Genomic DNA, 24,559 nt, shown 5'->3' with positions numbered 1-24,559 from the left:
CAACCCTATGCGCCCCGTCACCCGCGCCGCGCGTAGCACCCCAAGAACATCTCCACCGCCGAATCCGCCACGTGCTTACGCTCGGCGGCGCTCAATGGCGGTTGCCCCAGCGTGACTTGCGGCCAGAATGCGAAGCTTTTGACCAGCCCCTGCAACTGGTGGCCGGCGAACTCGGGGTCCACGTCCATTAGCCGCCCGTCCTGGATCGCCGCGCGTATCCACGCCGTTTCGCCGCCCTCTTTTTCGCCCATGCGGCACACGATGGCCTGGGCGCGTTCGGGGGAATGGATGATTTCGGCCATGGCCACGCGCGCCAGATCGATAAAGTTGGAGTCCGCCAGCAGGTCCAGCTTTTGCATCAGCAACTGCCGCAACTGCTGATCCAGCGCCACGTCGGGCTGATAGGCCAGCGAAACGCTGTCCGCACTCGTGGCCCAAAGCTCTTCAAGAATCAACGAGAACAGCGTTTCCTTGCTGGGGAAATGGTTGTAGACGGTGCGCTTGGAAACCTCCGCCGCCGCCGCGATGCGATCCATGCTGGTGGCCTCAAACCCGGCCGACCGGAACTCTTCCACCGCCGCGCGCACGATGGCCTGGCGTTTGCGGTCAGTGAGGCGGGTCGGGGGGCTGGACATGAACAGGCTCGGCTTTTTGGAAGGTGAAATACGCGGACGGAATACGCGGACGGAATGCGCGGATGGAATGCGCGGATCGGAGTGCGAAAAATTTTACACTGATCGGTGTACTTTTCAGAAAAACAAAACTACACTGCGCAGTGTAATTTTTTACCCGCCTGGAACCCGCCGTGACCGCCCTCACCTCCTGCCCCACTGCCCAGCCCCGCTATCCGCAGTCGCCCCAACACCACGAGGGCCGTTTTAGAAACCCCTTGCCGCGCCCCTCGCTGGGCTTCTGGCAAGGCGTGAAACTGATGTGGACGTTCTTCTTTGCCAAGCCGCGCGGCACGGTCCCCGAGCAAGCCATTCCCGTGCGCCCCCTCACCCTGGCCGACCTGCAAGCCGCGCCCGACCGCAGCCTGTACCGCCTGGGCCACTCCACCATCCTCTTGAAACTGCGCGGCCGCTTGTGGCTGACCGACCCGGTGTTCTCCAAGCGCGCCTCGCCCGTGCAATGGGCCGGCCCCGCGCGCTTTCACGCGCCGCCCATTTCCATCGAAGACCTGCCGCCCATTGCCGGCGTGATCCTGTCGCACAACCACTACGACCACCTGGACCGCGCCGCCATCGACAAGCTGGCCGCCAAGACCGCCCGCTTCATCACCCCCTTGGGCGTGGGCGACCAGCTGATCGCCTGGGGCGTGGACCCGGCGCGCGTCGAACAACTGGACTGGTGGCAATCCACCGACGTCGACGGCCTTCGGCTGACCGCCACGCCGGCCCAACACTTTTCGGGACGCGGCCTGACCGACTCCGACCGCACCCTGTGGGCCTCGTGGGTCATCCAGGACGCCGACCTGCGCGTCTTCTTCAGCGGCGACAGCGGCTACTTCGACGGCTTCAAAACCATCGGCGACACCCACGGCCCCTTCGACCTGACGCTGATGGAAACCGGCGCCTATGACAAGCGCTGGGCCTTCGTACACATGCAGCCCGAAGAAACCCTGCAAGCCCACCTGGACCTGCGCGGCCGCTGGTTGCTGCCCATTCATAACGGCACATTCGATCTGGCGCTGCACGCATGGGAAGACCCGTTCGAACGCATTGCCGCGCTGGCAGCGGCCAAAGGCGTCGCGCTGACGACGCCGGTCATGGGGGAACGGGTGGCGATAGAGACCCCGGAGGTGGGTTCCCCCTGGTGGCGAATCGGCGACGCCGCCGGCTGATCGCTCCAGTACAATCCCGCGTTTGGCGACGTTGTGATCGCCCACCTTCTGGACCCGAAGCATGTTGCGACTGACCGAAATCAAGCTGCCGTTGAACCACACGCCCGAGGAATTGCCCGCCGCGATTCTCAAGAAACTGGGCATACCGGCCAGCGACCTGCACGGCTTCACCATTTTTTTGCGCAGTTACGACGCGCGCAAAAAGCACAATATCCTGCTGACCTACACGCTGGATATCGACGTGGAAAACGAGGCCGCGTTGCTTGCGCGCTTTCATGACGACCGCCACGTCAAGCCTACGCCCGACACCGAATACAAATTCGTCGCCCAGGCGCCCGCCGCGCTGACCAAGCGCCCCATCGTCATCGGCACCGGCCCCTGTGGCCTGTTCGCCGGCCTGGTGCTGGCGCAGATGGGGTTCAAGCCCATCATCCTGGAACGCGGCAAGGCGGTGCGGGAACGCACCAAGGACACCTGGGGCCTGTGGCGCAAGCGCATCTTGAACCCCGAGTCCAACGTGCAGTTCGGCGAAGGCGGCGCGGGCACGTTTTCGGATGGCAAGCTGTACAGCCAGATCAAAGACCCCAAGCACTACGGCGAAAAAGTCCTGAAGGAATTCGTGCTGGCCGGCGCACCGGAAGAAATCCTGTACGTCAGCAAGCCGCACATCGGCACGTTCCGGCTGGTGGGCATGGTGGAAGTCATGCGCGACACCATCACCAAGCTGGGTGGCGAAGTGCGATTTTCCAGCAAGGTGGAAACGCTGCATCGCGAAAACGGCCAGGTCACCGGCGTCACGCTGGCCAGTGGCGAGCACATCGAAGCCGACCACGTGGTGCTGGCCATCGGCCACAGCGCGCGCGACACGTTCCAGATGCTGCACGAGCAAGGCGTGTTCATGGAAGCCAAGCCGTTTTCGATCGGCTTCCGTATCGAGCACCCGCAATCGCTGATCGACAAGGCGCGCTTTGGCCCCAGCGCCGGCCACCCCATCCTGGGCGCGGCCGACTACAAGCTGGTGCATCACGCCAGCAACGGGCGGTCGGTCTATAGCTTTTGCATGTGCCCGGGCGGCACGGTGGTGGCCGCCACGTCGGAGCCGAACCGCGTCGTGACCAACGGCATGAGCCAGTATTCGCGCAACGAACGCAATGCCAACGCCGGCATCGTGGTCGGGATTTCGCCCGAAGAAGACTACCCGGAACACGTGCTGGCCGGCGTGGACTTCCAGCGCAAGTGGGAATCGCAGGCCTTTGTGCTGGGCGGCGAAACGTACAGCGCGCCCGGCCAGTTGGTGGGCGACTTCATCGCGGGCAAGGCGTCCACGGAATTCGGGTCCGTGCTGCCGTCGTACACGCCCGGCGTGCACCTGACCGACCTGGCCACCGCGCTACCCGACTTTGCCATCACGGCCATCCGCGAAGCGCTGCCCGCGTTCGACAAGACCATCAAGGGCTTCGGCATGCATGACGCCGTGCTGACCGGCGTGGAAACGCGCACGTCGTCGCCCGTGCGCATCAAGCGCGACAACGACACGCTGCAAAGCCTGAATACCCGGGGATTGTTCCCAGCCGGCGAAGGCGCCGGTTATGCGGGCGGAATCTTGTCGGCGGGCGTGGACGGCATCAAGATTGCCGAAGCCGTAGCGCTGAGCATCATGGGCCGCCAAGGCTGAGAACGAATAGCCAAGGCTGAGGCCGAATAGCCAAAGCTAAGGCCGAATAGCCAAAGCTAAGGCCGGATCGATAAGCCCCCCGGGGCAAAGGCCCCCGCACGACAAAAGCCCCCACGACAAAGGGCGCCAGACGGCAAGGTTGACCTTGCTGCCCGGCGCCCTTCTTTCGCACTGAATCGGGGTGGGCAACCCCGAGCCCCCCTTAGAACGACATCTCAGGCGTGGGCGCGGCGGGTGCCTGGGACTCTTCCGGCAACTGCGCCACGGTGGCGTCGGTGGTCAGGATCAGGCCCGCGATAGACGCCGCGTTCTGCAACGCGGTGCGCGTCACCTTGGTCGGGTCGACTACGCCCAGGTCCACCAGGTCGCCATAGTTGCCGGTGGCGGCGTCATAGCCGTAGTTGCCCTTGCCTTCCAGCACCTTGGCCACAATCACCGAGGGCTCGTCGCCGGCGTTCGTGACGATGGCGCGCAACGGCGCCTCCAGCGCGCGCAACACGATGCGGATGCCGGCGTCCTGATCGGCGTTGGCGCCCTTCAAGCCGTGAATGGCCGTGCGCGCCCGCAGCAACGCCACGCCGCCCCCGGGCACAATGCCCTCTTCGACGGCCGCGCGCGTGGCGTGCAGCGCGTCGTCCACGCGGTCCTTCTTCTCTTTCATCTCGACCTCGGTCGCGGCGCCCACCTTGATGACCGCCACCCCGCCCGCCAGCTTCGCCACGCGCTCCTGGAGCTTTTCGCGGTCGTAGTCGCTGGTGGCCTCGTCCGCCTGTTTGCGCAGGACCGCCACGCGCGCCTGGATGTCCGCCTGCTTGCCCGCGCCGCCGATGATGACCGACTCTTCTTTGCGGACCTCGACGCGCTGCGCGTTGCCCAGCTGTTCCAGCGTGGTCTTTTCCAGCTGCATGCCGGTCTCGTCCGAGATCACCGTGGCGCCCGTCAGGATGGCGATATCTTCCAGCATCGCGCGGCGGCGGTCGCCAAAACCGGGGGCCTTGACCGCCACCACCTTCAGCACCCCGCGAATCGAGTTCACGACCAAGGTGGCCAGCGCTTCACCGTCCACATCCTCGGCCACGATCATCAACGGCTTGCCCGCCTTGGCGGCAATTTCCAGCACCGGCAGCAGATCGCGAATGTTCGAGATCTTTTTGTCATGCAGCAGCACCAGCGGCTCGTCCAGCTGCGCCACCTGCTTCTCGGGGTCGGTCACGAAATACGGGCTGAGGTAGCCACGGTCAAACTGCATGCCCTCGACCACATCCAGTTCGTTGTCCAGCGACTTGCCGTCTTCCACCGTGATGACGCCCTCGCGGCCCACCTTGTCCATGGCCTTGGCGATGATCTGGCCGATGGTCTCGTCGGAATTGGCCGACAAGGACGCGACCTGCGCAATTTCCTTGCTGGTCGAGATGGGCTTGGAAAGATCCTTCAGCTTGTCCACCACCGCCTGCACCGCCTGGTCCACGCCCCGCTTCAGGTCCATGGGGTTCATGCCCGAGGCCACATACTTCATGCCCTCTTGCACGATGGCCTGCGCCAGCACGGTGGCGGTAGTGGTGCCGTCGCCCGCCACGTCGGCCGTCTTCGAGGCCACTTGCTTGACGATCTGCGCACCCATGTTTTCGAACTTGTCCTTCAGCTCGATTTCCTTGGCGACAGACACGCCGTCCTTCGTGATGGTCGGCGCGCCGAAGCTGCGTTCCAGCAGCACGTTGCGGCCCTTCGGACCCAGCGTGACCTTGACGGCGTCGGCCAGAATGTTGACGCCCTTTACCACGCGGGCGCGCGCGTTATCGTGAAATTGAATGTCCTTGGCACTCATTTCTAAGGCTCCTGCTATTTCTTGGGTAGATTCCTGATAGCGGCTCGGGCAAGCGCGTTATGCCGCTTTCTTGAACGTGTCGCGTGTGGGTTCCAGCACCGCCAGCACGTCGTCTTCGCGCATGACCAAGAGTTCCTGGCCGTCGACCTTGACGGTCTGCCCGGCGTATTTTCCGAACAGGACGTGGTCACCCACTTTAAGTTGCAACTTCTGCACGGCGCCGTCGCGACCGACCTTGCCGCTACCGACCGCCACGACTTCGCCCTGCTCGGGCTTTTCCGCCGCGGAATCGGGAATCACGATGCCGGATGCGGTCTTGCGTTCCTGTTCGATGCGCTTGACGATTACCCGGTCATAGAGGGGACGGATCTTCATGACTCAATCTCCTGAACAATTCAGATCACCAAACACTGCGCCTTCGCGGGCGCGCATCAGGATTTATGGGCAGGGCCGCGCAAGTTCAAGAGCCGCAAATTGAATCAAATTGCATCAGGGACGTGCATCACCGACGTGCATCACCGCAGACCCAGATGCCGACCGCCTTTCCCAGCCGAAACGTCACGCGCTTTTGCAGCTGGGCGGCGGGCGCGGCATGCACGGGACAGGGTTGCGTACGGCCTCCCTCGGCGTCCACCGTGGCGTCGTCCGCGTCCGTCTGATTCCAGATGCCGTTCTTGCGCGGCCGGAACATCCAGCGCAGGTATCCCTTGCGCGCGGCCAGCTCCATCAGCGCCGAATGATCCGGCGCCTCCAGCGCAACGCGTTCCTGCCCGCCGGGCAGATCGGAATAGTCGGCAAACGCCCGACGGCAAGCCACGGCTTCTTCCAGCGGCGCATTCAGGCGGCACCAACCGGGATGCGCCACGCGTTCCACGTCCCAGGCGCCCAAGCGCCATCCGGCTTCAAGCACGGCTTCATCGATTTCGGCGTAGTGGTTCCAGCGCTGATTCAACTGCAAGGCCGACGCCGCCACCGACCGCAGCGGCTGTGCAATCGCCGTCCGGTCAGGCTTGAAGCCATGCCAGTGCAGCGTCAACAAAATGGGGGTGTCTGCCTTTTGCACCGCGCTGGCGCTGACCGCATACAGCGGCAGGCCCAGCGCGGAGATGTGCGTGTGGATAGTCGTGAATATGTCCATGGGATCTCCGTTAGCCAAAAGCGGATTTCGCGTGGGGTCATGCCCATCGAACCAACGTGTCGAATGAATTTATCGCGTCTTCACAAGGCGCTCAACCGGCGGGGAAAGGCGCATCGTGCCACGGCCGTTCAACGCCGCCCGCGGGCCACCACTCGCGCTAAAAATCCGCAATTTTTCCCGCCGCCTTGATTGAAGAATTCAATCGCCCCCTCTCTTGAAACCCGCAAACCCGATGCCACATTTGCGCTATGGCGGGGCAGCGCAGCGTAGACACCCCATGCCGCCAAGCCCTACGCCCGTCTGAACCAGACCTTATCGGGAGACGAACATGGCAACTTATCCATTTTTCGATAGCGGCATCAGTTCCGCCCTGGACACCCTGCAACAGCTGGACAAAATCCTGCGATCCTCGACCGCGCCTTCCAACTTGCGGTCCACGGCACGCGGTGACTTTCCGCCCGTGAACGTAGGCGCGTGCGCCGACTCGATTGAAGTCGTGGCGTTTGTGCCCGGCGTAGACCCGGACGCGCTTGAAGTCACCATGGAAAAAGGCCTGCTGACCATTTCGGGTGAACGCCGCGAAGAAGAACCTTCCGGGCAAACCACCCTGTATGCACGCGAACGCGCGCGCGGCCGATTCAGCCGCGTGGTGGAACTGCCTGCCGACGCCGATCCAGAGAACATCCAGGCGCGCTACACCGACGGCTGCCTTTGCATTTCGATCGGCAAACGCGAGTCCGCCAAGCCGCGTTTGATTTCCATCCAATGAACACTGGCCGACGACACAGGAGGATCATCATGGAAGAACGCAACCAACTAGCCGCCACGCGTGGCTCGGAATCCCTGGCCAAGGTCGCTGACGACACCAACCGCCCCGCCACCCTGCCCGCCGTGGACATCTACGAGAACACCACCGGCATTACGCTCTTGGCCGACCTGCCCGGCGTGTCCAAGGACAGGCTGTCGATCAAGGTGCAGTCGAACGAATTGCTGATCGAAGGCGAAGCCGCGGTGCAGGTGCCGGCCGAGGTGCGGCTGGTGCATAACGAACTGCGCGAACCGCTGTTCCGCCGCAGCTTCACGCTGGGCCATGATCTGGACAAGGACAACATCACCGCCAACTTGAAGCACGGCGTGCTGACCTTGCAGATTCCGCGACTGCGCGAGGCGCAGCCCCGCAAGATCTCTGTCACCGTGACTTGATCGGCAGGCTTGAAACGTTGCGCCCGGTGTATGCCGGGCGCGTTCGCGTTTTAGCCACCATGTGGGGGAGGCCTTATGGAGCATTCCGTCATCACGCAGTATCGCGGCTACGTCCTTAGCGTACGTGCCATCCCGTTGCGCGCGCTGGAAAAGCCAGGCGCGTTGCCGGCCGGTTTCATTTCGCTGGTGCAGGTGGTGCGATGCACCGACATCCTGGTTGACTGGTGCATGCCCTGCCCGCACACGCCTTGGGAAACCCCAGCCGAGGCGTTGCGCGAAGGCACGCAGTATCTGCAACGGCTGATCAACACGGGCGCGATCGGACTGGGCGCGCCGATGCTTCAATAGCCTTGGCTTGGACACCAAGACGTGGCTTGCGCACCCACGACTGCAAAGACGGGCGGGCATGTCGGCACCGACGCTCGCCCATCGTCGCCTCACGCTGCCTGATAGCGCGCGGCCGCGCTGGCCATCTTGATGTCGCCCAACAGCGCCTGGCGCGCCCCGTCCAGGGCATCCCAGCGCGACGCCTCGTGCAGCGGCGGGATCGTCACCGTCTCGCGGCGGTCGAATCCGACCAGCGCCGCATCCACCAATTCACCCACGTCCATCACTTCGGGCAGCGCATTGATATCGATGCCCGCGCGTTGCCAGATCTCGGTGCGCGTGGCGGCGGGCAGCACCGCCTGCACATAGACGCCGGCGGGCGCCAGCTCTTCATGCAAGGCCTGCGACAAGAACAACATATAGGCTTTGGTGGCGCCATACACCGCCATGCCGAACTGCGGCATGAAGCCCACCACCGAACCCACATTCACGATGGCGCCGGCGCCGGCCTGCACCAGGCGCGGCGCGATGGCGCTGGCCAGCCGCGTGGGCGCGGTCGTGTTCAGCGCCACCAATTGGCCGGCCGCCTGGGGCGTCTGCGCCACAAAGTTGCCCGTCTGCGCAGCGCCCGCGTTGTTGATCAGGATCTGGATGCGGGCATCATCGCGCAGCCTGGCCTCGACGGCTTCAATGTCGTCATTGCGCGTCAGGTCGGCCGCCAGCACGTCAACCGCCACGCCATGGTCCTGCCGCAAGCGCGCAGCCAGCGTCTCCAGCCGGGTCAGGTCGCGCGCCACCAGCACCAGATCGTGGCCGCGCCGCGCAAAGCGCTCGGCATAGGTTGCGCCTATGCCCGAGGACGCGCCGGTAATCAAAACAGTAGAGGAATTCATTTTGCAGTTCTCGTTGTAAGTCCGCGGATGACACGCCGCGCAAACGGCGATAGCCCGCCAATCAGCGCGCGTCGGCCAGCGCCGGGTAGTCGATATAGCCTTGTGCGCCGCCGCCATACAGCGTGGCGGGGTCCAGCTGCGCCAGCGCAGCGCCCGTCTTCAGGCGCTGCACCAGATCGGGGTTGGCGATGAACGGACGGCCGAATGCAAACAGGTCGGCATGGCCCTGGGCAAGCTGGGTGGTGGCCAGGTCCAGCGAATACCCGTTGTTGGCGATATAGGTGTTCGTAAAACGCCTGCGCAGCGAACCGTAGTCGAACGGCGCCACATCACGCGGCCCGCCCGTCGCGCCCTCCACCACGTGCAGGTAGACCACGCCCAACGCATTGAGCTGATCAGCGATGTAGTCGTACTGCGCCTGCGGGTCGCTGCACGTAATGCCGTTGGCCGGCGACACCGGCGAAATGCGCACGCCGGTACGGTCGGCGCCCACCTCGTTGGCCACCGCCTGCGTCACCTCCAGCAACAGCCGCGCACGGTTCTGCACCGAACCGCCGTACGCGTCGTCGCGATGGTTCGCGCCATCCTTGGCGAATTGCTCAAGCAGATAACCGTTGGCGCCGTGGATTTCCACGCCATCGAAACCCGCCGCGATGGCGTTCGCGGCTGCCTGGCGAAAGTCGTCGACGATGCCGGGCAGCTCGTCCAGCGCCAAGGCGCGCGGCATCGACACCGGCTCAAAGGCATTGTTTACAAACGTCTTGGTCTCGGCGCGGATGGCGGACGGCGCGACCGGCGCGGCGCCGTTCTCTTGCAGGTCCACGTGCGACACGCGGCCCACATGCCACAACTGAAGGAAAATCTTGCCGCCCTTGGCATGCACGGCCTGCGTCACTTGCTGCCAGCCTTCGACCTGCGCAGCCGTGTAAATACCCGGCGTGTCCTGATACCCCTGCCCCTGCTGCGAGATCTGCGTCGCCTCGGCAATCAACAAACCCGCCGAAGCGCGCTGGCCGTAGTACGTCGCGGCATGGCGGCTGGGCACAAAGCCCGCTTCGGCCCGATTGCGCGTCAGCGGCGCCATCACGATGCGGTTGGAAAGCGTCAGGGGTCCCAAGGTGTAGGGCTGGAACAAAGCGTTGTCGGTCATGGTCGGGTTCCATAAATAGGGGTTGATTGCGGTGCGCAAGGCGTTGGCCTTGGGCTGATCGCGCCAGGGCCAGGTCCGGATTACGGTCCGGGCCGGGCGGCCAACGGCGTTAATGATGATGATCAACATCTAAATCGTCAAGCACTTTGATGATAATCGACATCAATGTATATTTGTCACCTGCACATGGCATTAACAGACTGGCACGCGCGGGCGTGTCATCACACGAGGTTGCAAAAATGAGGGTCACCAAGGCGCAGGCGCAGGCAAACCGGGCGCACATTGTCGAGACCGCATCGACCCTGTTTCGAGAACGCGGGTACGACGGCGTGGGCGTGGCCGAACTGATGGCCGCCGCCGGCTTTACCCACGGCGGGTTCTACAAGCACTTCCGCTCCAAGGCCGACTTGATGGCCGAAACGGCCGCGTCGGGGTTGTCGCAATCCCTGGCGATGACGGGCGACATGGACCCCGCCAAGTTCGTCAACATCTACTTGTCCCGCGCCCATCGCGACGGCCGCAGCGCGGGCTGCACCATGGCCGCCCTGTGCGGCGACGCCGCGCGCCAGTCCGACGACGTCAAGACCACCTTTGCCGCAGGCATCGAGAACATGCTGGCGGCGTTGGCCAAGGACGACGATGCGCCGCAAGATTCGGGCCTGAACGCGGGTCTGAACGCGGGCCTGGATTCGGGTGCGCATTCGGGTGCGCATTCGGGTGCGGATTCGGGTGCGAATTCAAACCCCGATTCAAATCCGAACATAGACCCGTCTTTATCCGCCAAGCGCGCGCGCGCCAAGCGCATCGATTTGCTGGCCCACGTGATCGGCGCCGTCGCGCTGTCGCGGGCCTGCCCTGATGACTCGCCGCTAGCCGACGAAATCCTCGAAGCCTGTCGCAGCGAATTGCTGGCGTCCCTGGCTTCAGAATCCCCCCGCTGATTTTTCCTTATTCACGCCTGCCACGCCCACCGACGGAGCAAACCAACATGGCCGTGCACTACCTGGAAGACCTGACCCCCGGACAACGCTTCATCGGCACCGCCCGCGTGCGCGTCACGCGCGAACGCATCAAGGCCTTTGCCAAGGAATTCGACCCGCAGCCGTTCCATCTTGATGAAGACGCGGCCAACGTCACGCTGTTCAAAGGCCTGGCCGCCAGCGGCTGGCACACCGCCGCGCTGACCATGCAACTGCTGGTCGCCAGCGACTTCAAACCCGCCGGCGGCATCATCGGCGCGGGCGTGGAAGAAATGCGCTGGCCGCTGCCGGTGCGTCCGGACGACGAGTTGCGGATAGAAAGCGAGGTGCTGGAAGTGCGGCCGTCGAAAACCCGGCCGGAACAGGGCTTGGTCAAAGCACGCACCACCACCTTGAATCAGAAAGATGAAGTGGTGCAGGTGTTTGTGAGCAATTTGGTGGTGAAGAGTCGCGGGGGGTGATGACCGGCGTTTGCGCGGGGCGGGCTGGCAGCGTCTTCCCCCCGCTCACCCTTGCTCCACCGCCAACGCAAAGTACGCCGCTGCCCCCACCTCTGTGCCGCGTGTCAACACCGCCCGCACGTTCACTGCAAGCCAGCGGCCATCCTCGCCGCGCATCTTTGCGCCAAACGCGGCGGTGGGCCTGCCGTGCAGCATCTTCTTCAGGCGCGCGCCGCCATCGGCCAGCAGCCCGGCCAGGCCATCGCCCAGCAGCGCTTTCGGGTCGGCCCCCAGCATCGTCGCCAGCGCCCCATTGACGGATTCGCAGCGCAGGTCGGCGTCCAGCAGCGCCATGCCTTGCGACGTCAGCTCAAATACCGCTTCAAAACGCGCCTGCTGATCGCGCAGGGATTGCTCGGCCAGCTTGCGGGCGGTGTTGTCCATGCTGATGCCAACCACCTTGACGATGCGTCCGTCAAAGTCGCGCACGGGGGTGGCGCGGGAGGAAATCCAGCGCAGGGCGCTATCCGGCTGGATCACGCGAAAGTCGAATTCGTGCGCGTTGCCGGTGCGCAGGGATTCGTCGTAGACCGCCTGCATCATGGCAACGTCGTCGGGGTGCACGTGCAACCAGAAGCTGTCGTTGCTGACAATGCGCCAACCGTATACGGCTTGGACGTTGGGCGAGTAGCTGACGTCGTCCGTGATCAGGTTCCATTCCCACGTAACGATGCGCGCGCCCTCTTGCGCCAGCTTCATGCGCGCTTCGCTTTCCATGATGTCGGCCATGTAGCGGCGGCGCGTATCCGTCATGGGGATGTCCACGGCGCTTGCTGCACCGGCCTCTTCCCGCGCTTGCTCGCCGTATCGCAGCCAGATCCAGTTCACCCTCAGAAACGCCGCCAGCTTGCGCAGCTTTTCGTAGTCGATCTCGCCGCCCTTCGTCCATTTATGGACGGCGGGGCGCGAGACGTTCAGCGCGCCGGCCACGGCTTGCAGGGTCAGTTGCTTGTGTTCAAGCAGCTCTTTCAAGCGGAATGCAAAGCTGTCTTCTTTCATGACGACCGTGTCCAGCCGACACAGCGAAAACAAAAACCACCCGTTACAAACGCGCCGTTTTCCGATTGAAGCTTGTGCATGGGCAAGGTTCTTCCTACAGTCCGGGTCAATCATTGGGTTAATCAATGGTTAATGTAAACCTCTGGTTAACACACGACAAGATACCGCGCGCAACGACGCAAGGAAGGAGACAACGTGAAAATAGCCGCGCCACGCCGCGACGGGTTCCTGACGCTTTGCACACTTACCGCCGTGCTGCTCACCGTCATCGCCATGGTCCTGTGGCCCATGCAAGCCGCCACCACCGCCGCCGATCTATTCGACTGGACCACGCGTTCATTCGGCTCGCTGATCCAGGTGTTTGTTTTCGGCTGCGTCATCGCCTGCATCGGCCTGGCGTTCAGCAAATACGGCAACGTGCGCCTCGGTGACAGCAAGCCCGAATATTCGACGCTGTCCTGGATCTTCATGTTCATCTGTGCCGGCATGGGCTCGTCGACGCTGTATTGGGGCGTGATGGAGTGGGCCTACTACTACCAAACGCCCGGGCTCAACGTCGCGTCCGGCACGCGCGAGGCTTTAGAAACCAGCATCAGCTATTCGTTTTTCCACTGGGGGTTAAGCGCGTGGGCGGTATACGCCCTGCCCTCGCTGGCCATGGCCTACCACTTTCATGTGCGCAAGAAGGCGGGGTTGAACCTGGCATCTATCCTCCAGGCGATAACCGGGTTCCGTGCGACGGGTCCCGTCGGCCGTCTGGCGGACCTGATCTTCCTGCTGACGATGTTCGGCGCGCTGACGGTGTCCATTGCGCTGACGGCCTCCACCTTCACGCGCGGCCTGGCCGGCCTGGTCGGCACGCCCGACACCTTCGCCATGCAGGTGATCGTGATCGTCGGCGTGTCCGCGCTGTTTTCGGCCAGCGCCTATATCGGCATCGCCAGCGGCATGAAGCGCCTGAGCCATCTGGTCTGTTGGGGCGCGCTGCTGCTGGCTGCCGTCGTGCTGGTCGTGGGCCCCACGCAGTTTTCCGGCAACAACATCGTCAATGGCCTGGGCCTGATGCTGCAAAACTACGTCCGCATGAGCCTCTTCACCGACCCCGCCGGCGACGGGGCCTTCAACCGCGGTTGGACGGTGTTCTATTGGCTGTGGTGGGTGTCGTATTCGCCGGGCGTGGCCATGTTTGTGGCGCGCGTTTCCAAGGGCCGCAAGATCAAGGAAGTGATCTATGCGCTGCTGCTGGGCGGCAGCGCCGGATGCTGGTTCTTCTTCGGCGCGCTGGAAAGCTATTCAATGCACCAGTTCATGACGGGCGCCATCGACGTGCCCCGCGTCTTGCAGGAACAAGGCGGCGAAACGGCAGTGGAAATGCTGCTAAGCGCGCTGCCGGCCGGCAAGCTATTTTTGGCGCTGTATCTGGCAACCATGCTGGTCTTTCTGGCCGCCCACGTCGACGCCGTGGCCTACGCCGTCGCCGCCACCACCACGCGCAACCTGTCGGAAGGCGAAGACCCCACGCCCGCCAGCCGCGTCTTCTGGTGCATTGCACTGACGCTGGTCCCGCTGGCAATGCTGTTCACCAAGGCGTCGTTGGAAACGATGAAAACGGCCGTGGTGCTGACCGCCATCCCCTTTGTCTTCATTCTGGGTATCAAGCTGTTCGGCCTGTTCCGCTGGTTGATGCAGGACTACGGAGATATCCCGGCGCATCAGATTGAATCGCCCACCCAGCCGGCCTTTGTTCCCAGGAGATCATCATGAACCGCATCCCCAAGCTACCCGTCGACTTCAACGCCGACGAAGAAAACGCCTGGACGCTGCCCGCCCCGTATTACACCCAAGCCGCCGTCTTCCAGTACGAGCAGGAAAAGATCTTTGCCCACAGCTGGATCTGCGTGGCCCATCGCAGCGAATTAGCCGAGCCCAACCACTACGTAACGCGCGACATCATCGGTGAAAGCATCATTGTGCTGCGCGACCGCGACGGCATCCTGCGCGCGTTCTACAACGTGTGCCCGCATCGCGGCCACCAACTGTTGCAAGGCAGCGGCAAAGCCAAAAACGTCATCACCTGTCCGTACCACGCCTGGACGTTCAAGCTGGATGGCGAGCTGGCCTTCGCCCGCAACTGCGACAACGTGCCCAACTTTGACCGCGACAAGGCCACGCTGGTCCCGATCAAGGTCGAAGAAGCCGCGGGCTTTGTCTTCATCAACCTGAACCCCCGCGCGGGGTCGGTAGAAGACCAACTCCCCGGCTTCGAAGCCCGCCTGCGCGCCGCCTGCCCGGTGGTGGACACGCTACAACTGGCCGCGCGCTTCGTCACTGAAACCCCCGCCAATTGGAAGTCCATCGTTGACAACTACCTGGAGTGCTATCACTGCGGCCCGGTGCACCCCAGCTTTGCGGACTCTGTCCAGGTCGACAAATACACCCACACGATGCACGGCAACTGGACGTTGCAATTCGGCCTGGCGAAGTCGTCCGAAAAATCCTTCAAGGTTGATGCCTCGGTGAAGGACCCCAGCTTTGCAGGCTTCTGGGCCTGGCCCTGCACGATGTTCAACGTGCCGCCGGGCGCCGACTTCATGACCGTCATCTACGAATTCCCCGCCAGCGCGGGCGTCACGTTGCAGCACTACGACATTTACTTTCTGAACAAGGAATTGACCGAGGAACAGCAGACGCTGGTGGACTGGTATCGCGACGTTTTTCGGCCTGAAGACCTGCGACTGGTGGAAAGCGTGCAGAAGGGATTGAAGTCGCGCGGCTATCGCGGGCAAGGCCGCATCATGGTCGACCGCCAGCGCAGTGGAATCAGCGAGCACGGCATCGTGCATTTTCATCGCAAGCTGGCCACGGAATACCAGGAAGCCTTGTCTGCCGACACTTCCCCGCCCGCGCTCCATCGCGCCACGGCCCAAGCATGAGCACCATGAGCACCATCAGCACCATGAGCGGCCTGAGCACCGCCAGCACCGCCAGCACCACCAGCACCACCAGCACCGCCAGCACCCTTAGCACCCAAGCGGCCCTGCTCGTGCGCGTCGCGCGCATCGAGCACGTCACCCCGCTGGTCAAGCGCTACACGCTGGAAGCCATGGACGGCGGCGCGTTGCCGCCCTTCACGGGCGGCAGCCACATCATCGTGCAGCTGCGCGACGGCAGTCGCCATTACAACAACGCTTACTCGCTGATGAGTTCGCCCAACGCCCTGGGCAACTACCAGATCGGCGTGCGGCGCGAAACGCCGTCCAAAGGCGGGTCTGCCTTTATGCATGACAAGGTGGCCGAAGGCGACGCACTCTACATCACCGCGCCCAGCAACTTATTCGCCCTGGACGAGGCCGCCCGCCACCACGTCCTGATCGCCGGCGGCATCGGCATCACCCCATTCATGTCGCAGTTGCATGACCTGCACCGGTGCGGTGGTTCGTACGAACTGCACTACGCCTATCGCGCTGACGAACACGGCGCTTTTCGGGACGAGCTTGCCCGGCTTTGCGGGAATGGCGTCCGTTTCTATGTCGACAGCAAAGGCCAGCGCATGGATCTGGCGGGCCTGCTGGGCGGCATGGAACCCGGTGCGCACGCCTACGTATGCGGCCCCCCCTCACTGATCGATGCCGTGCGCGGCGCCGCGCAAGCGGTCGGGATCGAGTCAGCGCGCGTGCACGTCGAACAATTCGCCGCGCCCAAGCAAACCGGCGGCGCTTTCACCGTGGTGCTGGCCAAGTCCGGCAAGACCGTAGAGGTGGCCGCCGGCGAGTCCATCCTGAACGCCATCGAGCGCGACAGCACCGTGCCGGTGGATTGCCTGTGCCGCGAAGGCGTGTGCGGCACCTGTGAGACCCGCATTCTGGAAGGCGAAGCCGAACACGCCGACCAATATCTCAGCAACGCGGAAAAGGCCGCGCAAAAGACGATGCTGATTTGCGTGTCCAGCGCCAAGGGCAGCAGGCTCGTGCTGGATTTATAAGGCAGCACGGCACGGACAGCCTCAACACATCACCGCCCGTGCGGCCAGCTTTGGTAGACAAGTTCGAGGCCATTGCCCGATGCCGGGTTTATTGCGGGGAGCCCGCCGCTTTGTCCGGCCTTGTCATCAACGCGGGCGGGCGTCATCAAGCAAGGCCAGCGCGGGCCGAACCAGACCACGCAGCAGCTCCGGTTCCGGCCGCGAGCGCGCCAGCACGCGCAGGCCCATCAGCAAGCCGAGCAGCATGCGCGCAAGGTCATCCGCCGGCTGCGTGGCGTTGATCGTGCCGGCTTGCTGGCCCGCCTGCACGCAGCGCAGGAAGAAAGCCTCCATATCCCGCAGCACAAGCGCCAGCGCCTCTTGGAACTCGGCATCGTGCGCAGACAACTCCAGCGCCGAGTTCACGATCATGCAGCCCTTGCGCTGTTCGTCCGCCAGCGATAGTTCGATGATTTCGTCAAAGAACGCACCGATGGCCTCGCGAGGCGTCATTTGCGATTCAAAACGCCTGACCCGTTCGCAAAAGCCGCGCTCGACGTAATGCGCGAGCGCCCGCTGGTACAGCCGGCGCTTGTCGCCAAACGTGTTGTACAAGCTGGGGCCCACGATGCCCATGGCAGCGGCCAGATCACGCACCGACGTGGCTTCGTAACCGCGCGACCAGAAGCATTCGATAGCGGCATCAAGCGCCGCCGCTTCGTCAAACTCTTTGGGGCGCGCCATGTGCAACCCTACGCGGCTGTGTCGTGCAATAAGCAGACGATGGTGACGTCATCCTATTACGCTCGTTCTGGATCTTCATTTCAAATCGCTTGCGACGACGCAGGCGCGAAATTTGAGGGAAACAAGGCCCGCTTGGTCTCGTCGTCGTTGACGGTTTTCCATTGGTGGCTTTTGCTGAGCGCCCGGGCGCGCGCAACCGCCGGGCGTGCATCCACGCCGGCGAACCAGCGTTTCAATTCCGGAAACGGCGCCAGCGGGTCTTCTGCGCCCTTGCGCACGCGGGAGGCCCGATCAAGCCAGCCCCACGCCGAAATATCGGCGATGGTGTAGCAGTTGCCCACGATGAATTCGCGCCCCTTCAGATGCTCGTCCAGCACCTGATAGTGCCGGTCGGCTTCGCGGCGGTAACGGTTGACGGCGTAGTCCAGACCATCCGGCGCGGCAAACTGAAAGTGCACCGCCTGGCCGGAAAACGGACCCAGGCCGGACGCAATGAACAGCAACCACGACAGCAGCTCAGGCCGATCTTCGGGGGTGCCCGTAAGCTGGCCGGTCTTGTCGGCCAGGTAGATCAGGATGGCCGTCGAGTCGAACACGCGCGCTTCCTTGCCGCCAGGGCCGTCAGTATCAACAATGGCCGGCACCTTGCCGTTCGGGTTGATGGCCCGAAACGCCGGCGTGTGCTGCTCGCCTTTGCTGGTGTCGACCGGCACGGCTTCGTACTCCAGCCCGGTCTCTTCCAGGAAAAGCGCGATCTTTGCGGGGTTAGGCGTCGGATGAAAGTAAAAACGGATCATGGCTGTTGTCTCGCTGTCGTGGTGGTCGATGGGGCTGCTGCCTTGCGCTTGGGACGGGACGCCAGCAGCACGCCGCCAACGACGGCAAGAAGGGCAATGCCCTCTTCCCACGACGGCAGCTCGCCCAGGACGGGAATGGCGGTCAGCGCGGCAACCGCCGGGATCAAGGCAATGATGGCCGTGGCGGCGGACGGCCCCAGCAGCGCAACGGATCTGTTGAAGGACACGATGGCCACGCCGCTCATCAAGACGCCTTGGTAAAACGCCTGCAAAGCAATTTCGCCGGCCGACGCCAAACCAAGGCGGCTGAGGCCGGCAATCAGGTAGATCGGCAGAAACAGCACGGCCGACCAGAAGCAGATCAACGCCGCGGCCTGCACCGGCGTCAGCGCGCTGCGCCGAAACAGCAGCGTATAGACGGCCCACATCGCGGCGGCAGTGATCAGCGCCAGGATCCCCACGGGGTTCGCCACGCCGTGCGCCGAGGCGCCGCCCGCAATCATGCAGACCAATCCGATGACGATGGCCAGATAGCCCAGCCAGCGGCCCCAGCCCTGCTTTTCTTTCAGGAAGACCCAGGCAAAAAGCCCGACAAAAACGGGCATCAATGTCGGCGCGACTGCCGCCGCCCGCCCGGCTGACGTGAGCTGTAGTCCCAGAGCCACCGCCAGGACAAAAGGCATGCCCCACAGACAGGCGTACAACAGTCCCTCACCCCATTGTTTGCCGGATATGCGCCCGGAACCCCGCAGCAGCACCGGAAAAAGAATCACAGCGCCGATACCGAACCGCAGCGCGGTGACATCCCACAACCGCAGTTCGCGCGTCACGCTAAAGCGCGTCACCACAAACCAGCCGGCAAAGATCAACACGCTGAGGCCCGCCCAACAGAGTCCGTGGAGAGTCTTGCGCGAGGGTCGCGGAAGATGGGGGACGGGAACGGGTCCGACGGGGGCATCCTGGACGGGGTCGGCAAGTTGCGTCATGCGGTGGCCTTCCGTGGGGCAAGCGGGTTGACGAAGGCACGTGCGTGGCAGGTACCCGAGAACGTCCGGGGATTTTATATCGATCGCCATAAAACATGCCAGCGTTGATATTTGCGCTGGGCACATGAACGGCTAGGGCTGCGTCGCGGCGTCAGCAAAGGCGGACAGATCGCGGTTGAAACGCTCGGCCTCCTCCAGAAAGGGAGCATGCCCCGAGTCTGCGTAGAACTTGCCGATGGCGCCGGCGTTCAAGGCCTTGGCGCGATTGAAGGACGGTTGGGCCTGCACCAACGCATCACGCGCGCCATAAATCAACAACAGCGGCTTGTGCATGGCCCCCAAGCCCTTGGGCGCATTCAGCGACATACCGTGCACGGCGTTCTGCATGCTCTGGGAAGCCATGGCGGCATTGGCCAGCAAACGCTGGAACGTCCGCGCGTCAGGCTGGGTGGCAAAGCACAGGGCCATAAATTCGCGTTCAGCATCGAGATGCGTCTTGAGATCTGGCGACGCCATTCCTTTGTAAGCATGCGGCTGCGACACGATTTGTTCCGGTGTCAGCTCGATGACCCCTCCCACGTACACGGCACCGGCGATTTTCTCGTCACCATAGGCAGCCAGATAATTCGTGGTAACCGCCGCGCCTAGCGACCATCCCACCAAGACGGGCTGCCGGGCGCCTGACCCCGCAATCACCGCAGCCAGATCATCCGCCCAACGGCGTCCATCACGGTAGGCATCGGCACGCTCAGGTTGCCCGGACAGGCCATGCCCCCGCATATCGAAAGTGATCAGGCGGTAGCGCTGCAACTGAGGGCTGTTGACCTGCTTTTCCCAGCTAAGGTGGCTGCCAAGCAAACCGTGAATAAAGATGATGGGCTGACCGTTCGGGTCGCCGGCCTCTTGCACCGCGATGCGCACGCCATCAGGCGCCGTCACTGTGTATGGATCTACTGCGGCCCGCGCCAGCGTGCATAGAACCATCAGGGCCATTGCGGCAAACCCCTTGCGCCAATGGGTGAAAGCGGTGAAAGACATCATGTTGAAGCTCCTTCGAATGGAAAGAGCCCAGGCTAAAGCCTGACATTAGTGTCACAGTCAAGCACTAGGTGATAAGGTTCGATCCATGAATAAAACTGAGCCCACCACCCTGCTGAAGATCGGCGCGCTGGCGCAAGCAACCGGCGTCAGCGTACGTTCGATTCGTCACTACGATCAGCATGGCTTGCTTGCGTCAACGCGTGCCCAGAATGGCTACCGCGCCTTTGACGCAGTGGCCGTCACTCAGGTCAAGCAGATTCAGCGATTGATCGCTACCGGCTTCAGTTTGGAAGAAATCCGCAACTTTCCGGGTTGCATGTTGCTGATTGAAGGGGCGAAGGCATGCGCGGATATGAAGGATGCGAAGCGCAAACGGCTGGCGATCTTGGAGAAGCAGATAGCGGCGCTGGAAAGACAGCGCCAGCGGTTGCGAGGCATGCTGATCGAGGGGGGCAGGCACGAGTGAGCCTTCGGCTTTCGTTTATTGCGACATCCAGATCTTCGATGCCTGCGTACTCTACCCCGCGCCGCTGCGTGACTTTCTAATGTAGCTGGGACTGTCAGGACGATTCCGTGCCCGCTGGAGTCGCGACATTCACTGTAGCGCTACCGTGATTGTCCATTGGCTTCTTGCGCCACAGCGGTCGGCGCGTCGGTGCCCGGGTGGCGGGCCAGTTCAATGAATGCCCGCACGTAATCAATGGCGCTGTCCGCTTCGCGCGCGCCAAGAAAAATCTGCTTGGCGATGCCGCGCGCGCCCAGCCGTACCGGCACCACCTCCATCCGGGCCGCGTATTCCTCGACCAGCCAGCGCGGAAGCGCGGCCACGCCGCGTCCGCTGGCCACCATCTGCACCATGATGTCGGTGGTTTCGATGGCTTTATGGCGCTTGGGCGTGACGCCTGCCGGCAGCAGGAACTGGTTGTAGATGTCCAGGCGCTCGATGTCCACGGGGTAGCTGATCAACACTTCCTGCGTCAGCTGCTGCGGCTTCACGTACGCAGCCGTTGCCAGGCGGTGGCCCTTGGGCACGACCAGCACCTGCTCGTAGTCGAACACAGGCTCGAACTTCAGGCCCGGCTTGAACAGCGGGTCCGGCGTCACCAGCAGGTCGATCTCGTAGCCGAACAGCGCGCCGATCCCGCCGAACTGGAACTTCTGCTTGACGTCCACATCCACGTCGGGCCACGCCGCCAGATACGGTGAAACCACCTTCAGCAACCATTGGTAGCAAGGGTGGCATTCCATGCCAATGCGCAGCGCGCCGCGTTCGCCCTGCGCGAACTGGCCCAGTCGCTCTTCGGCCAGGTCCAGTTGCGGCAACACGCGGTTCGCCACCGCCAGCAGGTATTGGCCGGCCTGGGTGAGGCGCAGGCTTCGACCTTCGCGCAGCCAGACGTCGGTGCCCAACTGCACTTCCAGCTTCTTCATGCTGTGGCTCAGTGCCGACTGGGTCAGGTTCAACACGCCCGCAGCGGCCGTCAACGACCCTTGCTTTTCGACCTGCTGGACGATGCTGAGGTGGATGCGTTCAAGCATTCAGATGATTCCTGCTCATGGATAGGTGAAATAAAACCATTTTACTTCATCGTTACCCTCCTCTAGCATGCGGTTCCAGCTTGATGCTGCAACTGCACAAACACAGATGCCGCGCCGGGCAGCTCTATTCATGTGAAGCAAAGATGACACGTCCACTCCGTCTAGTCGCAGTTTCCGGCGGACTGCAACGCCCCTCGAAGTCAGCGGCCCTGGCAGAACACCTGCTGGACCTGATCGCCGACCATATTCCGTGCGACCAACACCTTGTTGAACTGGGTGAGCTGGCCCCGCAACTGGCCGGCGCCGTCTGGCGCTCTCAATTGCCCGACACGGTGGAGCGCGAGCTTGGCGCGGTCGAACAAGCGGACGTCCTGGTGGTGACAACCCCGGTCTACCGAGGCTCGTACACGGGGCTGTTCAAGCACTTCTTCGACTTCATTCATCAAGACGCCCTCATCGACAAGCCCGTCTTGTTGGCGGCCACCGGCGGCAGCGAACGCCATGCCCTGATCATCGATCACCAGTTGCGGCCCTTGTTCAGCTTCTTCCAGGCGCGCACCTTGCCGCTGGGCGTCTACGCGACCGACAAGGATTTTGCCGACTACCGCCTGCACGACATGGCCCTGATCGAACGGGCCAGACTGGCGGTCCAGCGCGCGTTGCCCTTAATCGAATTGATGCGCCATCCAAGCACCGCCGCCACAGAAGAACCGGTAGCAGCCTGAAGCAAAGCCAATTCAACGCCGCCCGCAGCGGCCATAGCGTCCGTCGCCTAGCGGCAGCCGGCTCCGTATTCCATTCGCCAAAATCAGCACACCATCACCATGAGCAACGCGTTCACTTTCAACATCAAGAGCATTCCTTTTGATGAAAATTATCAGCCGTCCGACAACACGCGCATCACGACCAACTTCGCCAATCTGGCGCGGGGCGCGAGTCGCCAACAGAACCTTCGCAACACGCTGAAGATGATCGACAGGCGCTTCAATAGTCTGGCGCATTGGGACAACCCCAAGGCAGATCGCTACACGGTCGAACTTGAAATCATCTCGGTTGAAATGAACATCGCCGCCAACGGCGGCAGTGATGCGTTTCCGCTGATTGAGATATTGAAGACCAATATCGTCGACCGCCACAACAACGAACGCATCGATGGGATCGTCGGCAATAACTTCTCTTCGTACGTGCGCGACTACGACTTCAGCGTGCTTTTGCAAGAGCACAACAAGAACAAATCCAGCTTTAGCTCGCCCGACGGTTTCGGCGACTTGCACGGCAAGCTGTTCAAGCACTTTGTCGGTTCCAGCGCTTACACCGAGCGATTCAGCAAGCCGCCGGTCATCTGCATCAGCGCCTCAAGCAGCAAGACGTACCTGCGTACTGAAAATCAGCACCCCATCCTGGGTGTTGAATATCAGCAAAGCGAATTCTCGCCAACGGACCAGTACTTCGAAAAAATGGGCTTGCAGGTCCGTTACTTCATGCCCCCGGGCAGCGCCGCGCCGTTGGCCTTTTATTTTCAGGGCGACCTGCTTGGCCACTACACGAACCTTGAGCTGATCAGCATCATCAGCACGATGGAAACGTTCCAGAAGATCTACCGCCCCGAGATCTACAACGCCAATTCCGCCGCGGGCAAGGTCTATCAACCGAGCCTGAAGAATCAGGATTACTCGCTGACGCAGATTGTCTATGACCGCGATGAGCGCAGCCAGCTTGCCGTGAAGCAGGGAAAGTTCACGGAAGAGCACTTCATCAAACCCTACAAGCACGTGCTGGAAAGCTGGGCCGCCAACTACGCGCACTAATCACTCAAAAAACAGACGAGACGACCTAATCATGAAAAAACTACTGCCCACCTCCACCGCCGGCAGCCTGCCCAAGCCCTCGTGGCTGGCACAGCCTGAAAAACTTTGGTCGCCTTGGAAGCTGCAAGACGAAGAGCTGGTCGAGGGCAAACAAGACGCCTTGCGCCTGGCGCTGCAAGAACAACAGCATGCGGGCATTGATATCGTCAGCGACGGCGAGCAAACCCGTCAGCACTTTGTCACGACGTTCATCGAACATCTCGACGGCGTCGATTTCGAAAAGCGCGAAACCGTTCGAATCCGTGATCGCTATGACGCCAGCGTGCCGACCGTGGTGGGCGCCGTCAGCCGTCAAAAGCCGGTGTTTGTTGAAGACGCCAAGTTCCTGCGCCAGCAAACCAAGCAACCCATCAAATGGGCGCTGCCGGGCCCCATGACGATGATCGACACGCTGTACGACGCCCACTACAAGAGCCGCGAAAAACTGGCCTGGGAATTCGCCAAGATCCTGAACCAGGAAGCCCGCGAACTGGAAGCCGCGGGCGTGGACATCATCCAATTCGATGAGCCGGCATTCAACGTGTTCTTCGACGAAGTCAACGACTGGGGCATCGCCACGCTGGAACGCGCCATCGAAGGCCTGAAGTGCGAAACCGCCGTGCACATCTGCTACGGCTACGGCATCAAGGCCAATACCGACTGGAAGAAGACGCTGGGGTCCGAGTGGCGTCAGTATGAGGAATCGTTCCCCAAGCTGCAAAAATCCAATATCGACATCATCTCGCTGGAATGCCACAACTCGCACGTGCCGATCGATCTGCTTGAACTGGTTCGCGGCAAGAAGGTGATGGTCGGCGCCATTGACGTGGCAAGCGATAAGGTGGAAACGCCCGAAGAAGTCGCCAATACGCTGAGAAAGGCGCTGAAGTTTGTGGATGCCGACAAGCTGTATCCGTGCACGAACTGCGGCATGGCGCCGTTGTCGCGGGCTATTGCGAAGGGCAAGCTGCTGGCTTTGAGCGAAGGCGCGGAAATCGTTCGCAAGGAACTGTTGGGCTGATGCACCATGGAGTCAGACTGCAATTTTTCGCTGGCATCGGCGAAATTGCAGTCTCATCGAAATTGCAGTCTGACTCCTTATTTCCTTATT

The 24,559-nt window shown here is 62.5% G+C and carries 25 protein-coding genes and 4 pseudogenes; 15 read left to right on the top strand and 14 right to left on the bottom strand.

The window, feature by feature from the left end:
- Window positions 1-17: 17 nt before the first annotated feature.
- A complete protein-coding gene (locus AC6LJY_RS13430) occupies window positions 18-635 on the bottom strand; it encodes a TetR/AcrR family transcriptional regulator (RefSeq protein ID WP_498136148.1) in 618 nt (205 codons plus the stop codon).
- A 170-nt stretch (window positions 636-805) separates the two neighbouring features.
- Between AC6LJY_RS13430 and AC6LJY_RS13425 the strand changes: the two genes are divergently transcribed.
- Window positions 806-1,843, top strand: a complete 1,038-nt coding sequence (locus AC6LJY_RS13425; protein ID WP_498136147.1) for an MBL fold metallo-hydrolase — start codon at window positions 806-808, stop codon at window positions 1,841-1,843.
- A gap of 61 nt (window positions 1,844-1,904) precedes the next feature.
- Entirely contained in the window at window positions 1,905-3,518 is a 1,614-nt protein-coding gene (locus AC6LJY_RS13420; RefSeq protein WP_498136146.1) for an NAD(P)/FAD-dependent oxidoreductase, read from the top strand.
- 202 nt (window positions 3,519-3,720) lie between these two features.
- Here AC6LJY_RS13420 and groL read toward each other — a convergent pair whose 3' ends face one another.
- From groL to AC6LJY_RS13405, 3 genes are all read right to left on the bottom strand, one after another.
- Window positions 3,721-5,343: a chaperonin GroEL gene (gene groL / locus AC6LJY_RS13415; RefSeq protein WP_498136145.1), complete on the bottom strand. Its 1,623-nt coding sequence runs from the start codon at window positions 5,341-5,343 to the stop codon at window positions 3,721-3,723.
- 57 nt (window positions 5,344-5,400) lie between these two features.
- Window positions 5,401-5,718 carry a co-chaperone GroES gene (locus tag AC6LJY_RS13410; protein ID WP_104143747.1) on the bottom strand — a complete coding sequence of 106 codons (318 nt, stop codon included), beginning with the start codon at window positions 5,716-5,718 and terminating at the stop codon, window positions 5,401-5,403.
- Window positions 5,719-5,845: 127 nt separating this feature from the next.
- Window positions 5,846-6,481 carry a diguanylate cyclase gene (locus tag AC6LJY_RS13405; RefSeq protein ID WP_498136144.1) on the bottom strand — a complete coding sequence of 212 codons (636 nt, stop codon included), beginning with the start codon at window positions 6,479-6,481 and terminating at the stop codon, window positions 5,846-5,848.
- Window positions 6,482-6,809: 328 nt separating this feature from the next.
- Between AC6LJY_RS13405 and AC6LJY_RS13400 the strand changes: the two genes are divergently transcribed.
- The 3 genes from AC6LJY_RS13400 (at window position 6,810) to AC6LJY_RS13390 (ending at window position 8,032) form a co-directional block, all read left to right on the top strand.
- Window positions 6,810-7,250 carry an Hsp20/alpha crystallin family protein gene (locus tag AC6LJY_RS13400; RefSeq protein ID WP_046805876.1) on the top strand — a complete coding sequence of 147 codons (441 nt, stop codon included), beginning with the start codon at window positions 6,810-6,812 and terminating at the stop codon, window positions 7,248-7,250.
- Between the two features lie 29 nt (window positions 7,251-7,279).
- Window positions 7,280-7,684: an Hsp20/alpha crystallin family protein gene (locus AC6LJY_RS13395; RefSeq protein WP_498136143.1), complete on the top strand. Its 405-nt coding sequence runs from the start codon at window positions 7,280-7,282 to the stop codon at window positions 7,682-7,684.
- Between the two features lie 75 nt (window positions 7,685-7,759).
- Window positions 7,760-8,032 (top strand): hypothetical protein, encoded by a 273-nt coding sequence (locus AC6LJY_RS13390; RefSeq protein WP_104143743.1) that lies wholly within the window; start codon window positions 7,760-7,762, stop codon window positions 8,030-8,032.
- Between the two features lie 89 nt (window positions 8,033-8,121).
- Here the strand turns inward: AC6LJY_RS13390 and AC6LJY_RS13385 are convergent, their stop codons facing one another.
- Window positions 8,122-8,904 (bottom strand): SDR family NAD(P)-dependent oxidoreductase, encoded by a 783-nt coding sequence (locus AC6LJY_RS13385; protein ID WP_498136142.1) that lies wholly within the window; start codon window positions 8,902-8,904, stop codon window positions 8,122-8,124.
- Window positions 8,905-8,965: 61 nt separating this feature from the next.
- Window positions 8,966-10,054: an alkene reductase gene (locus tag AC6LJY_RS13380; protein WP_498136141.1), complete on the bottom strand. Its 1,089-nt coding sequence runs from the start codon at window positions 10,052-10,054 to the stop codon at window positions 8,966-8,968.
- A 239-nt stretch (window positions 10,055-10,293) separates the two neighbouring features.
- Here AC6LJY_RS13380 and AC6LJY_RS13375 point away from each other — a divergent pair, with 239 nt between their 5' ends.
- Entirely contained in the window at window positions 10,294-10,995 is a 702-nt protein-coding gene (locus AC6LJY_RS13375) for a TetR/AcrR family transcriptional regulator (RefSeq protein ID WP_498136140.1), read from the top strand.
- Window positions 10,996-11,042: 47 nt separating this feature from the next.
- Window positions 11,043-11,495: a MaoC family dehydratase gene (locus tag AC6LJY_RS13370; protein WP_046805872.1), complete on the top strand. Its 453-nt coding sequence runs from the start codon at window positions 11,043-11,045 to the stop codon at window positions 11,493-11,495.
- 45 nt (window positions 11,496-11,540) lie between these two features.
- Here the strand turns inward: AC6LJY_RS13370 and AC6LJY_RS13365 are convergent.
- From AC6LJY_RS13365 to AC6LJY_RS13355, 3 pseudogenes are all read right to left on the bottom strand, one after another.
- Window positions 11,541-11,855, bottom strand: a pseudogene (locus AC6LJY_RS13365) (PAS domain-containing protein); the annotation flags it as partial.
- A 36-nt stretch (window positions 11,856-11,891) separates the two neighbouring features.
- Window positions 11,892-12,299 (bottom strand): annotated as a pseudogene (locus AC6LJY_RS13360) (PAS domain-containing protein); the annotation flags it as partial.
- 57 nt (window positions 12,300-12,356) lie between these two features.
- Window positions 12,357-12,533, bottom strand: a pseudogene (locus AC6LJY_RS13355) (helix-turn-helix domain-containing protein); the annotation flags it as partial.
- Between the two features lie 195 nt (window positions 12,534-12,728).
- Between AC6LJY_RS13355 and AC6LJY_RS13350 the strand changes: the two are divergent.
- From AC6LJY_RS13350 to AC6LJY_RS13340, 3 genes are read left to right on the top strand one after another with little or no spacing between them, the layout of a single operon-like run.
- The gene (locus AC6LJY_RS13350; protein WP_498136139.1) at window positions 12,729-14,297 is read left to right on the top strand and encodes a BCCT family transporter; all 1,569 of its coding nucleotides are present in this window, start codon (window positions 12,729-12,731) and stop codon (window positions 14,295-14,297) included.
- Window positions 14,294-15,466 (top strand): aromatic ring-hydroxylating oxygenase subunit alpha, encoded by a 1,173-nt coding sequence (locus AC6LJY_RS13345; protein WP_498136138.1) that lies wholly within the window; start codon window positions 14,294-14,296, stop codon window positions 15,464-15,466. Before AC6LJY_RS13350 ends, AC6LJY_RS13345 begins: the two co-directional genes overlap by 4 nt.
- A gap of 5 nt (window positions 15,467-15,471) precedes the next feature.
- On the top strand, window positions 15,472-16,515 hold the full coding sequence (locus AC6LJY_RS13340; protein WP_498136137.1) for a PDR/VanB family oxidoreductase: 1,044 nt from the start codon (window positions 15,472-15,474) through the stop codon (window positions 16,513-16,515).
- 126 nt (window positions 16,516-16,641) lie between these two features.
- Here the strand turns inward: AC6LJY_RS13340 and AC6LJY_RS13335 are convergent, their stop codons facing one another.
- The 4 genes from AC6LJY_RS13335 to AC6LJY_RS13320 all read right to left on the bottom strand — a co-directional run bounded on the left by AC6LJY_RS13335 (window position 16,642) and on the right by AC6LJY_RS13320 (window position 20,059).
- Complete coding sequence (locus AC6LJY_RS13335) at window positions 16,642-17,238, bottom strand: TetR/AcrR family transcriptional regulator (RefSeq protein WP_046805869.1); 597 nt, start codon at window positions 17,236-17,238, stop codon at window positions 16,642-16,644.
- Between the two features lie 80 nt (window positions 17,239-17,318).
- On the bottom strand, window positions 17,319-18,035 hold the full coding sequence (locus tag AC6LJY_RS13330) for a glutathione S-transferase family protein (RefSeq protein ID WP_219992330.1): 717 nt from the start codon (window positions 18,033-18,035) through the stop codon (window positions 17,319-17,321).
- Window positions 18,032-19,021: a DMT family transporter gene (locus AC6LJY_RS13325; protein WP_498136136.1), complete on the bottom strand. Its 990-nt coding sequence runs from the start codon at window positions 19,019-19,021 to the stop codon at window positions 18,032-18,034. Before AC6LJY_RS13325 ends, AC6LJY_RS13330 begins: the two co-directional genes overlap by 4 nt.
- A 132-nt stretch (window positions 19,022-19,153) precedes the next feature.
- Window positions 19,154-20,059, bottom strand: coding sequence for an alpha/beta fold hydrolase (locus AC6LJY_RS13320; RefSeq protein WP_498136194.1), 906 nt, complete (start codon window positions 20,057-20,059; stop codon window positions 19,154-19,156).
- An 88-nt stretch (window positions 20,060-20,147) separates the two neighbouring features.
- On the opposite strand from AC6LJY_RS13320, the gene AC6LJY_RS13315 reads away from it, so the two are divergent.
- Window positions 20,148-20,528, top strand: coding sequence for a MerR family transcriptional regulator (locus tag AC6LJY_RS13315; RefSeq protein ID WP_498136135.1), 381 nt, complete (start codon window positions 20,148-20,150; stop codon window positions 20,526-20,528).
- A gap of 25 nt (window positions 20,529-20,553) precedes the next feature.
- Window positions 20,554-20,661, top strand: a pseudogene (locus AC6LJY_RS13310) (PIN domain-containing protein); the annotation flags it as partial.
- A gap of 7 nt (window positions 20,662-20,668) precedes the next feature.
- Here the strand turns inward: AC6LJY_RS13310 and AC6LJY_RS13305 are convergent.
- On the bottom strand, window positions 20,669-21,601 hold the full coding sequence (locus AC6LJY_RS13305; RefSeq protein WP_046805866.1) for a LysR family transcriptional regulator: 933 nt from the start codon (window positions 21,599-21,601) through the stop codon (window positions 20,669-20,671).
- Window positions 21,602-21,744: 143 nt separating this feature from the next.
- On the opposite strand from AC6LJY_RS13305, the gene msuE reads away from it, so the two are divergent.
- The 3 genes from msuE to AC6LJY_RS13290 all read left to right on the top strand — a co-directional run bounded on the left by msuE (window position 21,745) and on the right by AC6LJY_RS13290 (window position 24,469).
- Entirely contained in the window at window positions 21,745-22,326 is a 582-nt protein-coding gene (gene msuE, locus AC6LJY_RS13300) for an FMN reductase (RefSeq protein WP_314363697.1), read from the top strand.
- A gap of 99 nt (window positions 22,327-22,425) precedes the next feature.
- Entirely contained in the window at window positions 22,426-23,409 is a 984-nt protein-coding gene (locus AC6LJY_RS13295; protein WP_046805864.1) for a DUF1852 domain-containing protein, read from the top strand.
- 31 nt (window positions 23,410-23,440) lie between these two features.
- Window positions 23,441-24,469, top strand: coding sequence for a methionine synthase (locus tag AC6LJY_RS13290; protein WP_046805863.1), 1,029 nt, complete (start codon window positions 23,441-23,443; stop codon window positions 24,467-24,469).
- Window positions 24,470-24,559: the final 90 nt, after the last annotated feature.

The sequence above is a fragment of the Achromobacter sp. RT286_PF genome, from assembly GCF_059760425.1.
Note: the sequence above shows the minus strand (reverse complement) of the source record. Positions and strands in the feature narration are given on the sequence as shown.

Coding starts and splice junctions, on each gene's coding strand:
- AC6LJY_RS13430 (WP_498136148.1), bottom strand. CDS start 635: ATGTCCAGCCCCCCGACCCGCCTCACTGACCGCAAACGCCAGGCCATC.
- AC6LJY_RS13420 (WP_498136146.1), top strand. CDS start 1,905: ATGTTGCGACTGACCGAAATCAAGCTGCCGTTGAACCACACGCCCGAG.
- groL (WP_498136145.1), bottom strand. CDS start 5,343: ATGAGTGCCAAGGACATTCAATTTCACGATAACGCGCGCGCCCGCGTG.
- AC6LJY_RS13410 (WP_104143747.1), bottom strand. CDS start 5,718: ATGAAGATCCGTCCCCTCTATGACCGGGTAATCGTCAAGCGCATCGAA.
- AC6LJY_RS13405 (WP_498136144.1), bottom strand. CDS start 6,481: ATGGACATATTCACGACTATCCACACGCACATCTCCGCGCTGGGCCTG.
- AC6LJY_RS13400 (WP_046805876.1), top strand. CDS start 6,810: ATGGCAACTTATCCATTTTTCGATAGCGGCATCAGTTCCGCCCTGGAC.
- AC6LJY_RS13395 (WP_498136143.1), top strand. CDS start 7,280: ATGGAAGAACGCAACCAACTAGCCGCCACGCGTGGCTCGGAATCCCTG.
- AC6LJY_RS13390 (WP_104143743.1), top strand. CDS start 7,760: ATGGAGCATTCCGTCATCACGCAGTATCGCGGCTACGTCCTTAGCGTA.
- AC6LJY_RS13385 (WP_498136142.1), bottom strand. CDS start 8,904: ATGAATTCCTCTACTGTTTTGATTACCGGCGCGTCCTCGGGCATAGGC.
- AC6LJY_RS13380 (WP_498136141.1), bottom strand. CDS start 10,054: ATGACCGACAACGCTTTGTTCCAGCCCTACACCTTGGGACCCCTGACG.
- AC6LJY_RS13375 (WP_498136140.1), top strand. CDS start 10,294: ATGAGGGTCACCAAGGCGCAGGCGCAGGCAAACCGGGCGCACATTGTC.
- AC6LJY_RS13370 (WP_046805872.1), top strand. CDS start 11,043: ATGGCCGTGCACTACCTGGAAGACCTGACCCCCGGACAACGCTTCATC.
- AC6LJY_RS13345 (WP_498136138.1), top strand. CDS start 14,294: ATGAACCGCATCCCCAAGCTACCCGTCGACTTCAACGCCGACGAAGAA.
- AC6LJY_RS13340 (WP_498136137.1), top strand. CDS start 15,472: ATGAGCACCATCAGCACCATGAGCGGCCTGAGCACCGCCAGCACCGCC.
- AC6LJY_RS13335 (WP_046805869.1), bottom strand. CDS start 17,238: ATGGCGCGCCCCAAAGAGTTTGACGAAGCGGCGGCGCTTGATGCCGCT.
- AC6LJY_RS13330 (WP_219992330.1), bottom strand. CDS start 18,035: ATGATCCGTTTTTACTTTCATCCGACGCCTAACCCCGCAAAGATCGCG.
- AC6LJY_RS13325 (WP_498136136.1), bottom strand. CDS start 19,021: ATGACGCAACTTGCCGACCCCGTCCAGGATGCCCCCGTCGGACCCGTT.
- AC6LJY_RS13320 (WP_498136194.1), bottom strand. CDS start 20,059: ATGTCTTTCACCGCTTTCACCCATTGGCGCAAGGGGTTTGCCGCAATG.
- AC6LJY_RS13315 (WP_498136135.1), top strand. CDS start 20,148: ATGAATAAAACTGAGCCCACCACCCTGCTGAAGATCGGCGCGCTGGCG.
- AC6LJY_RS13305 (WP_046805866.1), bottom strand. CDS start 21,601: ATGCTTGAACGCATCCACCTCAGCATCGTCCAGCAGGTCGAAAAGCAA.
- msuE (WP_314363697.1), top strand. CDS start 21,745: ATGACACGTCCACTCCGTCTAGTCGCAGTTTCCGGCGGACTGCAACGC.
- AC6LJY_RS13295 (WP_046805864.1), top strand. CDS start 22,426: ATGAGCAACGCGTTCACTTTCAACATCAAGAGCATTCCTTTTGATGAA.
- AC6LJY_RS13290 (WP_046805863.1), top strand. CDS start 23,441: ATGAAAAAACTACTGCCCACCTCCACCGCCGGCAGCCTGCCCAAGCCC.